The sequence below is a fragment of the Desulforapulum autotrophicum HRM2 genome (assembly GCF_000020365.1).
In the GTDB taxonomy this organism is placed as follows: domain Bacteria; phylum Desulfobacterota; class Desulfobacteria; order Desulfobacterales; family Desulfobacteraceae; genus Desulforapulum; species Desulforapulum autotrophicum.
Window position 1 is genome coordinate 640,676 of sequence record NC_012108.1, and the last position, 13,440, is coordinate 654,115.

Below are 13,440 nucleotides of genomic sequence, written 5' to 3' on the forward strand. Positions count from 1 at the left end.
TAACCGGGTTTTCCAGGAATAAATTCAATCCGATCAAGCACATCATTGAAATGTATATTGAATATTGAGCGTTATCAAAATGAAAAAGAAACAAAGCGTTTTTGGCGACCGTACGCTTATGGTCATGCTGGCCCTGCTCAGTGCCTTTCCTCCTTTATCCACAGACCTTTATCTGCCGGCCCTTCCCCGTGTGATGCATGTGATGCAGACCAGTCAGAGCCTTATCAATTTGAGCTTGAGTCTGTTTTTGATCTTTTTTGGCCTGGGCATCCTGATTTGGGGGGCTGTGAGTGAAAAGTACGGCAGGAAACCGATTCTTTTGATAGGCCTTGGCCTTTATGTGTTTGGCAGTATTGGATGTGCCCTTTCCGTCAACATCGGGCAGCTTATCCTGGCCAGAGTGGTTCAGGCCTTTGGGGGCGGGGCTGCAGAGGCTGTGGTAACGGCCATGGTCAAAGATATGTATTCCGGCCGTAAACGGGAATCTGTTTTGGCCGTGGTCATGTCCATGGTGGTGGTGGCGCCGGTGGTGGCACCGGTAATGGGGGCAGCCTTGATGAAATTCATGTCCTGGAATGCGATTTTCTGGGTGCTGGCTGGCGTGGGAATCGTTGCGTTTTTTCTTTCCCTGCTCCTGGATGAGACCCTTCAAAAACGTTATTCAGGTTCTTTTATCCAATCCCTTGGGCGTTTGGCAGTGGTCTTGAAAAATCCCGGATTTTCGGTTTTGCTGGGGGTCTTTTCCATGGCCCCCCTGCCTTTGATGGCTTTTATTGCGGCCTCCTCTTTTGTGTATATCCAGGTTTTTGGGATGACAGAGACGCTCTACAGTTTCTATTTTGCCTTTAACGCTCTGGGGGCACTGGCTGGTCCCCTGCTATACCTCAAGCTGTCACGCCGGTTTTCTCCAGGCAATATCATTACAGGGTGTTTTGCATTCTTGATCGTCTGCGGGATTTTGCTTGACGTGGCCGGCAGTTCCTCTTCGGTCTTTTTTGCGCTGACCATGCTTGCGGCCACGGTTTCCCTTAGCCTGCTGCGTCCCCCGACGGCCAATATGCTGTTGTTCCAGCAGCAGACGGATACCGGTGCTGCGGCCGCCCTGATTAATTTTATGGGGCTGTTCATGGGCAGTATCGGCATGTTTATCATCTCCCTTGAAACTGGTGACCTGATTTCAAGTCTGGGCCTCATGCAGATCATTGTGGGCGCTGTTTGTGGCAGTCTCTGGCTCCTGGTTCGGAGCAAGTCCTTTATCCGACAGGAGGGGTGAGTCCATAAGCTTCCGGGAGATGGGTTTTATAGCGCGCATGATTTTTAAACCGGTTTTAACACCCTTTATAACAAACTCCCTTCTATGGTTTGTATTACAAGCGTTGTGGTAGCTGATTTATTCTGGAAAAACGCTCTGCTTAAATCCTTTAAAAAGACATCCATCGTGTTTCAATAGATAAAACAGGACAGCTGTCTGAAAGACCGAAACACCAAGCCTGTTTGTTATTTCACGATCGACATATTTCAGCAAAACACGCTGGGACATGTTGAGTTTATAAAAAGTCCGTTTGTCAGTTAGGCGGGTATTTTCAGACACGTTTCTTACCTTTAAAAAAAATCGATCCCAAAAAAATAGTCCACACATAAACCATAGATGTTTACATGTGGACTATTGTCAATCTTTAATTAATTTGAATGCCGTTTGACCTCAAAATACGCATTACACAGAAACCGTGCTTTACAAAGAATCAGCAACAAAAGTAGAAATGTTAGCGGCGATTCCCACAGTCATCTAAAGATACAGGAATCGCCTACTACATTATTACGCTATTACGCCACACCTATTTATGGTGAGTGGTCCCCTGCATCAGGGTCAGAAGGCAGTGCAATAACGTCCTCTTCCTCATAGAGGTTTTCCGGTGGCAATAGATCAATCGTCAATGATTCTTCTATTGAACTTTCATCCATTTCCGGAAAAGGCGGAATGTTAGGTTCTACCGCTTCCTGGGGCAACTCTGGCGGCAAAATGTCAATAGCCGTAAAGGTTGCACCTCCGACATCAACAGGTTCTTCCGTCTGGTTATTGAATGAAATCTTGATGGTTATCTCAGGGATCACTGTACACCTCCTCTGCAGGTTTGAGCTGAATTGCCCATAGGCAACAGCCCTGTTTTCTGCGTGTTGTATATCATCGGATGTCAAGGCTATCGTAAGGTCGCTTGGGAAATTTCATTTCCTACAACATACACATCAACCTTGCGATTATTGGCAAGAGCAACGCTTAATATCGTGTTGAGATTGCTCACACCATCGGCTACGGCCGGTTTGATTCTCAGCCAACCACTACTTACTCCCTGTACGATTGCCCATGCCTGTTGGCTGCCATTCTTTACATGTGTTCTGACGACTGCTTTATTGTTATGCCACATATTTGTTACCTCCCACCGGTAAATTATAAATTATTTTAAGGTCGCTTGGATTATCTTTCCGTCTTTGATCAATACATCGACTTTACGATTGTTTGCCAGGCCTTCACATAAGGTAAAAAACAAATTGGTACACCCGTCCGTGGTACTGGCACTGACTTGATTCCAGGCACTATCACCTTTGAAATATGCCCAGGCTGATTTCGTGCTATTTTTGGCGTGGGTGCGCAGGACTTCCCTGTTGTTTTGCCAAAGTGCCTGCGTCTTGACGGTTATCGTGACCCCGGGGGCGGAAATATTGGTTATCTCCAATCCCGATGCGGAGCCATCCCACCATTTACTGTTCGGCGTCGTTGAAAACCCAAACTTTCTGTAATCAGGCGCTCCAAAAAGGTCGGTACTGTCCCCGTTGTTTGCTCTTCTCTCAAGGTCAAGTCGCCCGTCAGCCTGTTCTAAAGAACATTTATAATGTTTTGCCAAGGTCATCTGCTCATTGTCGTTGCTCCCTAGTTCGTCAACATGCCAGATTGCAAGCCCTTCATCCGGCAGGGCAGTATCTCGCTTGTTCTGCCGACGATTTTCAATGATAAAATATTCAGTCTGGTTACTCTTTTTTAAAATCAGAAAATCGTTTTTGCCGGAGGATACGTTAACGGACATGCCAGGGCCCAAATTAGTGAGCTTTGAAGCCCATCCTGCATCATATTTGAGATAGGCACATACTTGTGTCGGATTGACATTTGAGCCACCGGAGCACATCAAGCAGAAATTCCCGACCCCCGATGATTGCCCTCCGTAATCATAGAGATCTGGAAAATCACATATCATATGTCCATTTTCATGACAGAACGTACGCAGGGTGAGTTGACTACCGATATTGGTGATCTGGTAATCGGAAAATTTTCTGTTGCTGCTGGCCGTATACGGAGATGCTAACGCCCAAGAGTGTGGCCAAAGGCCCTCTGACCAGTTGTTGACCCTTGCTCCTGCGTAAAAAATATTCAGGGCACGGACATAGCCGCTTCCATCTGCGGTCAGTTGGCTAAAATTAAAACCTTTGTTTTTCAGATCGTTCAGAGCCTCAATTATCAATTCCCGTGCCCGCATACCAAAAGAAATTGCGGGGTTCGTATAGTGTGAGCGGTTGTGGTTTGCAGTATAGTAGGCTGTAACTCGGTTCATGTAGGTCAACTTTCCATCTGAGATATCATAAAAATAATCGCGGACAGAACCATTGTTGCCAAATTCCGAATATTCTGTTTGATTACAGAAATTGTCTATTTTACCTGAATCAATTGTGCCGGGGACATCTGGAAATTGAATGAGCAGACACAGGCCCACGTAATTGCCCACAGTGGCAGGAGACGGGTCCTCGTCGTCTGGCGAAGGTGCCATCCTCGCTTTTTTTTGTTGGTGCTCATCTCTGCGCTGCATCCATCGAGGACGAACACCAGCCTCTTCTTCAGCAGCTCTTGCCTGCTTTTTAGCAGCCTGGCGATCAATTTGTAAATGCTGCGGCAGGCTAAGCTGCTCTGGTGGGACATCACCAACGCGAATTCGGCCAGGCAGGAGTGTGCTTTTGTCAGGGGATAATTCTGCATAGTGATAAAAGCCTGACTTTGGATCCTTGACAACGGTGTAACCCTCCAGTGTCTCAAAGACAGCGAAAAACTGATCCCCCCAGCCGCGAACGCGCACCTCTGAGCCATCTGGATTATAAAACGTGAATTCTTCACCAGTGTAGGGTATTGGCATTATATCCTCCTTTATTTTTTGGCCGGGAGTCATCTCCCGTTTGATTTGGGTGATCAACAGCCCTATTCTAACGCCTGGAATTGAGCTGAAATCTACCGTCGGTGTCCATCTCCACCGCTAACTACATTTTTGCAGGAGAATTAAAAAGGATATCATATGAAGAAGTCTCAACTCAGCGAAAAACGCCTCCTACAATACTCTGGCCCATATGAACTTTATATTTATCAACCTATCGCATCACCTCCTCTCCAGGATTGATGGTTATCAATCATGAATTCCCCACAATCACCTGGCTTCTTAAAATCGCTAAAAAAGACACCCTACAGAATAGAGGGGTTATCACGGCTAAAAAGAATTCGGTGGCCCAATGTGTTAACAGCTCAAGGTGTGAAAATAAAAAGTGCTGTGAATTTACGGAGATGAGATCAAAAAGTTGATACTCGTGAAGCACAGGGAAAAGGGGGATGTTCTTTAACGAGCAATAAGTTAGTAACTTATATATAAATATCTGTCTCGCTCATGATTGTCAACCCAAATCCACCACCTATTTTTTATCAGCAATGTCCAGTTAGGTTCTTGCATGCTTGGCGTGCATTAATACTACAGCGGTATTTTTTTAATAAACTTCTGCTGAGAAGTAAGCTATAAGGGGATAATGGGCGTATGGAAGAATTTCAACGCAAAGTTTTTTAAAATCAGTTGGCGTGTAACAGCCGATTTTTAATCGTACCATGGGTAGAAATCAAGAACTTAACCGCTTACGTACTTTCCCGTCGTATTCGCAGTTTAAAAAAGGACGGGGAAAAAAACTTTAGCAAGCGACTATTGCTATTGGAGACTTTTATCTGACCGGATCAGGGTATCCGAGGCCATTGCTTTGAATGCCAGAAGGTCAGTTCACGGAAAAGTGAGTTAAAATGGAAATATGTCGATGTGGTATTATAACAAGGTATCTTTCAAAACTCAAAACAAAGGATTCAACTTTTAGGTGTCATGCCGTCGAAGTGCATGCCATGTCTGGACATTCGGGCCCCCGCCAAAGTTACTGGATTGCAGTAGACGTTTTTTTAATTCTTGGGCAGCCAGTTTAAAAAATCATCACTGCTCAATGGTTTGCTGAAATAATAGCCCTGGAGCAGGTCGCATCCAAGTGTTTTTAGATAATTTGCTGTTTGTTTGTCCTCCACGCCCTCTGCCACGACCTTGAGGCCTAGATTATGACCAAGGTCGATGATGGATTTGACGATGACAGCATCATTATCATTTTTCAACATGTCCGTGACAAATGACTTGTCAATTTTAACTTCACTTGCCGGCATTTTTTTCAGATAGACCAGGGAAGAGTAGCCAGTACCAAAATCATCTATTGATATTTTGATCCCCTTGCTTGTGAGCCTTTCCAGGATTTCCATTGCCAGGTCAGGATTCTTTATCATGGACCCTTCCGTGATTTCAAGGGTAACAAAATTTGGCGGAATGTCATAAAGGGAAAGCATCCCGATGATGAGATTCGGTAATTCCGGGTCCAAAAAGGTTGCCGGGCTCAGGTTTATGGCAATGCTCAGTTTGAAATTTTGCTGGTGCCATTTTTCGCCCTGGCTCAGGGCATGGTTCAACACCCAGATGGAAAGCGGCTTGATAAGCCCGGTCCGTTCGGCCATGGGGATAAAATCATCCGGCGGCAGAAAACCATGTTCAGGATGCTGCCAGCGAACCAGGGCTTCAACGCCGCTGATGCTGCGTGTCTGTATATTGATTTTGGGTTGAAAATGGAGAACCAGTTCATCATTTTCAATGGCCTGTCGCAGTTCCCCCACCATGGTGAGGTGATGGGGATTGTGTTTGTCCAGGCCATTGGAATAAATGGTGTATTTTTTTATATCCTGTTTCGCCGCACAGAGCGCCACATGGGTTCGTTGAAGAATGGTATCCACATCTTTGCCGTGTTGGGGAAACATGGCAATTCCGATGCAGGCCTGAACTTCAAGTCCCAGTCCTTCAATGGAAAAGGGTTCTATGAATGTTTTTTGGATTTTTCCAATGATGTTGATGATCGCTTCTTTATTTTCCACCATGGGTAACAGAATGGCGAATTCATCACTGCCCATTCTGGCAAGGGTGTCTGATTTTCTTAGGACACCCTGTAGTCTGGATACGATTTGTTTTAAAAGTCGATCGCTGCTGAAATGTCCAAGGGTGTCATGGATCTCTTTAAAATTATCAAAACCAAAAATTAAAAGTGCCAGGGTAGATTTTTGGCGTCTGGCTGCCTGGATGGCCTGTTCAAGACGGTCCAGCAGGAGTATTCGGTTGGGAAGATCCGTTACAATATCATGGGTGGCGTCATGTGCTGCTTTGTATTCAAGGGCAACGGTCAGGTCCCTTAAATCTGCGGTCTGGTCCATGATCATAGTGCTGGCCTCATAGGCCATGATGGAACTTGTATATTGACCCCAGAAGGCAAAGACAAAGGGCATGGCATCCATGAACCAGAGCGTTACATTGTTTTTCTGTGATTCCAAAATGGTAGTTAAATTGATTTCGCCATATTGAAAATGGCTGGAGAGCAGGGTGGCCAGGATAATTGCAATAAAAGCAATAATAACACCAAGTATGGCATAATGGCTTACCCTGGATTTCATTATTTTGACATTTTTATTAAGTGCCTGGCTTAGTCTGTCCATAACCTCAAGTTTCAATAAAGAAGTGATAAAAAAGATCCCATGGCTCTGTCGAAAATGTTTCATAAGGAGAATGAAATATTTAAATTTGAATTAACCTTTCATATGCAAAACAGTGTGTCAATATATTTTGATGTTAAAAAAAAGGGCTGATGTGCCTCTTCCACGGCAGCACTGTTCCAGCAAAGTTTGCCATTTAAAACGTTCATATGGTATTGAGAGTGACAATGGGTTGAACAGCATACCTGATGACCTGGTAAAGGGGGAAGGGGATGAACAGTGAATTTTGAAAGACTCAGGATGCTCCTGATCGCCGCATTCATGCTTGTTTCCCTGGTGCCCATGGCTGTCCTTGGTTACAAGATGATTTCCCAGGGTGAAACCATGATCAAGGAAAAATCGTCCGTTTATTTAAAGGGGTTTGCCAAAAGAAATGCAGAGGCAATAAATGGATTCATGGTGGAAAGGGTCAATGACATGAATGTCCTTTCTAATATTGTCTGTCTCTTTGGCTTAAACGTCACCATGCTCCAGGACCATTTTGAACAGATGGCCGAGGACTACAGCCCCTTTATTGCCTTTTCCGGGCTGGACCTGTCTGGACGCAGGGTGTTCACAAGCCTCGGTTCTTCCTTTGATTGTGGGTCGGTGGATGCCCTGGAAGAAAATAGCAGCCCAGGACCGGGAACAACCCTTGGTAAAGTGACCATGATGTCCACTGACCAGGAGGAGATTCCCGTGTTGAAGATCTGCACATCCTTGAACGTCAGATCAAGGGAAGATTGCGGCCATTTATGTGCCCTTGTTGATTTCAGACCCATGGGGGCGCTGTTGAGAAAAAGCAACATCGAAGTGACAGGGGAGGTTTATCTGGTAGATGAACACGGCAGGTTTTTATCCTCGTCTAGATTTGGGGCTGTAGCCCTCAGGGATTCCATTTCAATGGCCGCCATCCCAGGGCAGGCACCCCATGGAATTTATGAAACAACCGATTATCGGGAAGAGCGGGTATTGCAGGCATACCAGAAGGTTGACGGGTTTCCCTGGTATGTCATTGCCGATCAGGATATGGCGGAAATTCTCAATCGTATCAATGCGTTAGGTAGGGAGGCCGTTGGTTATGGTCTGTTCACGGCATTGATTGTTTTTTGCCTCGCCTTTATCATCTCAACCCTTATTGTTAATATTTTAAAATCTAAGTATCGATACGAAAAAGAGCTGGAGTTCCAGGTGATACAAAAGGAAAAGTTAGCCTCCCTTGGCCTTTTGACATCGGGACTTGCCCATGAGTTGAATACTCCCCTTGCCAATGCACTGCTCTACACCCAGATTGCAAGCGAAGAGCTCAATGAGGCGGGGTGCGAAACAGAGGATATCCAGGCAAGGCTTTCCACGGTGGTTGAGGAAATCCACCAGGGCAGTAAAATCATAAGAAATCTCCTTGATTTTTCCCGTCACTCCACAAATGACGCCCAGGTTGCCGATGTCAATAAAACCCTGACCAAACTAATGGGCATCGCAGGTCCCCATTGTGTGTCCGGTAAGATAGACGTTCAAACAGTCCTGGAAGAAAAAATGCCCAAAGCCCGGGTCGATGCCAGCACTCTTCAATCCATTTTGACAAATCTTGTTGCAAATGCCATTGAGGCCATGCCCCAGGGTGGCGTGTTAAAGTTAAAGACCCGCCATGTGAAGGTTTTAAGGATCATAAAAATCGAAATTGCCGATTCCGGACCCGGGATTCCAAAGGAGGAGCGGGCCAAGGTCTTTACCCCTTTTTTTACAACCAAACAACGGGGCAAGGGAACCGGTCTCGGGTTGTTTGTCAGCCATGAAATGGTCAGGAAACTTGGGGGAAATATTCGGGTCATCAGTTCAACAGGAAATGAATCCAGCACCCCTGGAACGGTTTTTACGGTGGAATTGCCCACTGAACAGGCAGAGTAAAACAGGAGCCCCATGGGTAAATACACGATATTAATTGTTGAAGATGATCAGAGAATGAACCAGGCGTTGCTCCATATTCTTTCAAAAAAAGGGTATGCTGTTGAAAGTGTCGATTCCGGGGAAAAAGCCCTGGAAAGAATCCGGCAGACCCGTTTTGATCTGGTCGTATCTGACCTGAAACTTCCGGGTATGGATGGCATGGAGGTTTTAAAGGCCATCAAGCAGTATGACCGCACCATTCTTTTTGTTATCATTACGGCATACGGTACGGTTGACACGGCTGTCTCAGCCATGAAACAGGGTGCTGAAGACTATATCCTGAAGCCCTTTGACATGGAGGAACTACGGCTTGTGGTGGAAAAAACCCTGGAAAAACGAGGGTTGTTTCTGGACAACCTTCGTTTGCAGCAGCAGCTTGAGAAAAAATACACTTTTGAGAATATTGTCGGCACCAGTGAATCAATGATGGGGGTCTTTAAAACCATCAACAGGGTCAAGGAGTCAAGGAGCACCGTGCTGATCAGGGGAGAGACGGGCACGGGCAAAGAACTGGTTGCAAGGGCCATTCATTTTAACAGTGCCCGGGCGTTAAAGCCCTATCTGCCGGTCAACTGTGCGGCACTCAATGAAGACCTTATGGCAAGCGAGCTGTTTGGACATGTGAAAGGGGCGTTTACCGGTGCTGTGGCAGACAAGAGAGGGCTGTTTGAGGCAGCAGACGGAGGGACCCTTTTCCTTGACGAGATCGGGGATGTGGGGCAGGGGCTTCAGCAGACCTTTCTAAGGGCATTGGAAAAAGGGGAAATTCAGCCGGTGGGCTCTTTTCAGCGTAAAATCGTCTCCGTAAGGATCATTGCCGCAACAAATAAAAATCTTGAGGCCATGGTCGAACAAGGTGGTTTTCGCAAGGATCTTTACTATCGGTTGAATGTGGTTACGATTGATTTGCCGCCCCTGCGCCAACGTAAGGAGGATATCGGCCTGCTGGCCGCTCATTTCTTAACCAAGTATGCCGCACAGAACAATAAGAACATCCGTGGAATTGCCCCCAGGGCACTTCGACTGCTGGAAAATTACTCCTGGCCGGGCAATGTCAGGGAACTTGAAAATATAATTGAACGGGCAACTCTTTTTGAACTCACCCAGGAGATTACCCCTGACAGCCTTCCCCAGGTTGTGATCGAACCCTGCACGGTTTTGGATCCATCCCCATTCTCCATGGAGACGACCTCCCTGGAGGCGGTGAGCAGAAGACACATCGTCCGGATACTCGAGATGACCAATCACAACAAGACGCAGGCGTCAAAACTCCTGGGTATTGATCGATCAACCCTGTGGCGCATCATGAATCGTTTAAAGTTAAATTAAAAGGGTGCGGCTCTTATGTATCACAGATTATCGATTGTTAATTGAATGAAAGACAACGACTTACTGCAACGTTTTCAACGTGGAGATGCCGACGCCTTTACACAATTGGTCGATCAGTATAAGCACAGGGTTACAAATATCTGTTATCGCTTTCTGAGCGATCGAGAGGACGCACGGGACGTCACCCAAGACGTTTTCATGGCAGTCTATAAGTCTCTAGGGTCTTTTCGACAAGAGGCAAAATTATCTACCTGGGTATATCGAATCGCAGTAACACGATCGTTAAATTTTGTGAAAAAAAGAAAGCGTAAAGCCCGTTTCGAGCAGGTTCGTGACATGTTGACCTTTAAGGAGGAAGCGGGGCTCGAAAGCGCATCTGTGACAACTCCAGAAAAGGAACTTGAACAACAAGAAGAGTTTCAGGTACTACAACAGGCACTTGACTCGCTGCCGAAAAATCAAAAGATCGCCTTTACTCTTAGTCAATACGATGGGGTAAAGTATGCCGAAATTGCCGCCATAATGGATACGACGATTTCATCTGTGGAATCGTTAATTTTTCGGGCGCGGAAAAACCTGCAGAAAAAACTTTTCCATTACTATGGAGCGCATAAATAATATTTTTGATTTATGGCGCAAGTTCTTGCTGACATGTGTTGTCTAAGGTTGATAGATGGAATTGGTGAAAGGAGCAACAGGAAATGTATGAAGCAAAGAAGATTGAACAAAAAGTAAACGCCACTCTTGGTCGACTGGCTGAGCTTGAAGATATTGACGTGCATCCATTTTTGCATGCTCACCTAGAGGTGCGAATCAGGGAATACGAAGAAAATAAAGCAGGTTCTGCTTTTCTGCGCTTTCACATGCGCGACCTCCGTCCTGCAGTTTTACTGCTTTTGTTGGGCTTTAATTTGGCAGCGGGGATCTTTACCGTCCATACCTTGGCTGAACAGCGTGAAAGCAACCAGACAGCATTTGCAGAGGAATATATATTGACCAGAGAAACTGGAGATGTCGCCTTCATCTTGTAACTTATGGGCATTACAAGATGACATCTGCAATTGAACATCAGGGGATATGGAACCATGACCATTTTTACTAAAAATAGACTTCTCAACTGGGGAATCGTGCTCTTGATCATCGTTAATGTGGCAGGGCTTGGAATAATGGGCTGGCAGTTCTTCGGGCCCTCTCCCGGTGCTGAACCGGCGCATCGCTTTTTGCAGGAAGAGTTGAACCTTACGGACATTCAGGCCCAGAAAGTTGATGATTTGCGCAGACGCTATCAAGGCAAGATGAAAATTGTAGAGGATGACATCGCTGACTTGAAAAAAGCAATTATGGAAGCTGCTTTCCTCTCACCCATTGATATGGAGAGAGTAAAGCATCTGGGGGAAGTGATCGGGGATAAACACACAGAGCTGGAATATCTTCGTTTTCAGAACGTTCTGGCCCTGAAGGACCTTTTTAAACCCGAGCAGGTTGAAAAATTTCAGGCGCTCATCCGAGACGTTTTCAATCCTCGCCACCCGCCTCGGCCAGATGAACGACAGGATCAAAAGCTGATGCCCAAAAGCTAGGAGTTACACAGTGGCGCTAGTCGGAGACTGGCGGAATTTCCATCAACAGACAGTCTTCTCGAAGGTCCTAAACCAAACGCACCCCCACTCCTCGTGTTCAAGGCGTGTCAAAGGGAGCATATTGAAATATGTGCGCTTTGATGCAACGCAGAAAACGAGCTGAAAGACAAGCAAGATGGAGTAATTATTTGTTTCCGAGTCCCTAACTATTGTTTGGAGGTCATGATGATCAACAGTGCAAGCGACAATTGAATCAGCCAATTGGACGAACAGTTCCCGAGTCACTCAGGGAGAGAAGCGTATTCATCTTTCAAATTGGCATTTTAATTTATGGATAAGCAAGATAAGTCACAAACTATGTATTTTCGAATCTGCTCGGTAATTTTTATCATTTTCATTGTTTTGGCGTTGCCATGCCAGGGGAACTGCGAGGATCAAGCTGGGCCGGTTCTTGCTCTTAAACAGGCGGTGCGCATCGCATTGAAGAACAACCCCGGCTTAGCTCAGCAAGTGAATACGGTAGAAACCAGCGAAATTTCTGTTTTTCAACAACGGGCAGATTTTTATCCAGACGTGAATGCCGCGGTAGCTGGACAAAATTCTGCTCAAGAGGATTGGTTTCTCTCTACGGAATTGACCTCAACGCTGAATCTGTTCAACGGGTTTGCTGACAGTGCCGGGTTGAAAAACGCTGAACTTGAGTTGAATGCTGTGCAGGAAAACTTGACCCGTGAGCAACAGTCGTTGGTCTTTGAGACCTTTTCCAAATTCGTGCAGGTTCTCACCAGTCAGGCTTTGATCCAGGTTAAAGAGGACAATTTGGAGGAGAACCGTAAACTACTGGAGCAGATTGAAACCTTTCAACAGGCCGGGCGGCTGGCTTTAAGCGACCTCTATCAACAACAGGCGGAAACCAAGCAGGCCCAGCTGGAGCTGATTGAGGCACAGCAGAGCCTCAACGATAATAAGTTATTGCTGATGCAGACCATGGGAATGAATCCGATGATCGATTATCGGGCCGCTGGCCTCGATTTTGACAGTTGGTCAATGGTGCTGACGGATGAAGACATTGAAAGGCTGAGTGTCGCGGCATTGAACGAACGGGCTGATATCAAAGCCCAACAATACCAGATTGAAGCCGCTGGTCAGCAGATTCTTCAAGCCAGGGCCGGCCAACTGCCAAAGCTTGATCTCTTTGCCAAATTGAGTTCCGGTTACAACAGTTTGGGTGATGAAACATTCTCAGAGCAACTAAAGGATGACAGTCTCGATGCAACCGTTGGTATTTCATTGACTATTCCCATCTTCGACCGTCATCTGGCCCGCAATGAAATTGCCATGGCGGGCATAGAGCAGCGCAATGAACAGTTAACGCTCAAGCAAAAAAAGCTGCAAGCCGGCCTCGAAATAGAACAGGCAATCCAAGAGTATCGAACCACGCAGCAACAGGTCGAGGTTGTCCAAAGCAAACTGATCTTTGCTCGCCAATCGCTTCAATCCTATGAAGAGCGTTACCGAGTGGGCGCTTCAACCCTGGTGGAGCTCATCCAGGCACGAACTGGATACGTTACCGCGGCGTTTGACCAGATAGAGGTCAAATACAACTTGATTACCCAAGAGGTTGCTCTTGCCTACTATCTTGGAAACATGAAACCGCTGTTCGCTGCTTTTGAATTGGAGAAAAGTTAG

At 46.2% G+C, this 13,440-nt stretch carries 11 protein-coding genes; 7 read left to right on the forward strand and 4 right to left on the reverse strand.

Annotated features, from left to right (window positions below; all coding sequences use genetic code 11):
- Window positions 1–79: 79 nt before the first annotated feature.
- Entirely contained in the window at window positions 80–1,273 is a 1,194-nt protein-coding gene (locus HRM2_RS02760) for a Bcr/CflA family efflux MFS transporter (protein ID WP_012662934.1), read from the forward strand.
- 566 nt (window positions 1,274–1,839) lie between these two features.
- Here HRM2_RS02760 and HRM2_RS02770 read toward each other — a convergent pair.
- From HRM2_RS02770 to HRM2_RS02785, 4 genes are all read right to left on the reverse strand, one after another.
- Window positions 1,840–2,196 carry a hypothetical protein gene (locus HRM2_RS02770; RefSeq protein WP_232364177.1) on the reverse strand — a complete coding sequence of 119 codons (357 nt, stop codon included), beginning with the start codon at window positions 2,194–2,196 and terminating at the stop codon, window positions 1,840–1,842.
- Between the two features lie 2 nt (window positions 2,197–2,198).
- A complete protein-coding gene (locus HRM2_RS27500) occupies window positions 2,199–2,423 on the reverse strand; it encodes a hypothetical protein (protein ID WP_041273007.1) in 225 nt (74 codons plus the stop codon).
- 30 nt (window positions 2,424–2,453) lie between these two features.
- Window positions 2,454–4,175 carry a M6 family metalloprotease domain-containing protein gene (locus HRM2_RS02780; protein WP_012662936.1) on the reverse strand — a complete coding sequence of 574 codons (1,722 nt, stop codon included), beginning with the start codon at window positions 4,173–4,175 and terminating at the stop codon, window positions 2,454–2,456.
- Between the two features lie 1,067 nt (window positions 4,176–5,242).
- Window positions 5,243–6,922: a putative bifunctional diguanylate cyclase/phosphodiesterase gene (locus HRM2_RS02785; protein WP_012662937.1), complete on the reverse strand. Its 1,680-nt coding sequence runs from the start codon at window positions 6,920–6,922 to the stop codon at window positions 5,243–5,245.
- Between the two features lie 213 nt (window positions 6,923–7,135).
- Between HRM2_RS02785 and HRM2_RS02790 the strand changes: the two genes are divergently transcribed.
- The 6 genes from HRM2_RS02790 to HRM2_RS02815 all read left to right on the forward strand — a co-directional run bounded on the left by HRM2_RS02790 (window position 7,136) and on the right by HRM2_RS02815 (window position 13,440).
- Window positions 7,136–8,803 (forward strand): sensor histidine kinase, encoded by a 1,668-nt coding sequence (locus HRM2_RS02790; protein ID WP_012662938.1) that lies wholly within the window; start codon window positions 7,136–7,138, stop codon window positions 8,801–8,803.
- 12 nt (window positions 8,804–8,815) lie between these two features.
- Window positions 8,816–10,171: a sigma-54-dependent transcriptional regulator gene (locus HRM2_RS02795; protein ID WP_012662939.1), complete on the forward strand. Its 1,356-nt coding sequence runs from the start codon at window positions 8,816–8,818 to the stop codon at window positions 10,169–10,171.
- A 45-nt stretch (window positions 10,172–10,216) separates the two neighbouring features.
- The gene (locus tag HRM2_RS02800; RefSeq protein ID WP_012662940.1) at window positions 10,217–10,789 is read left to right on the forward strand and encodes an RNA polymerase sigma factor; all 573 of its coding nucleotides are present in this window, start codon (window positions 10,217–10,219) and stop codon (window positions 10,787–10,789) included.
- An 83-nt stretch (window positions 10,790–10,872) separates the two neighbouring features.
- Complete coding sequence (locus HRM2_RS02805) at window positions 10,873–11,202, forward strand: hypothetical protein (protein WP_012662941.1); 330 nt, start codon at window positions 10,873–10,875, stop codon at window positions 11,200–11,202.
- 102 nt (window positions 11,203–11,304) lie between these two features.
- Window positions 11,305–11,751: a Spy/CpxP family protein refolding chaperone gene (locus tag HRM2_RS02810; RefSeq protein ID WP_187149324.1), complete on the forward strand. Its 447-nt coding sequence runs from the start codon at window positions 11,305–11,307 to the stop codon at window positions 11,749–11,751.
- Window positions 11,752–12,081: 330 nt separating this feature from the next.
- Window positions 12,082–13,440: a TolC family protein gene (locus HRM2_RS02815; protein WP_012662943.1), complete on the forward strand. Its 1,359-nt coding sequence runs from the start codon at window positions 12,082–12,084 to the stop codon at window positions 13,438–13,440.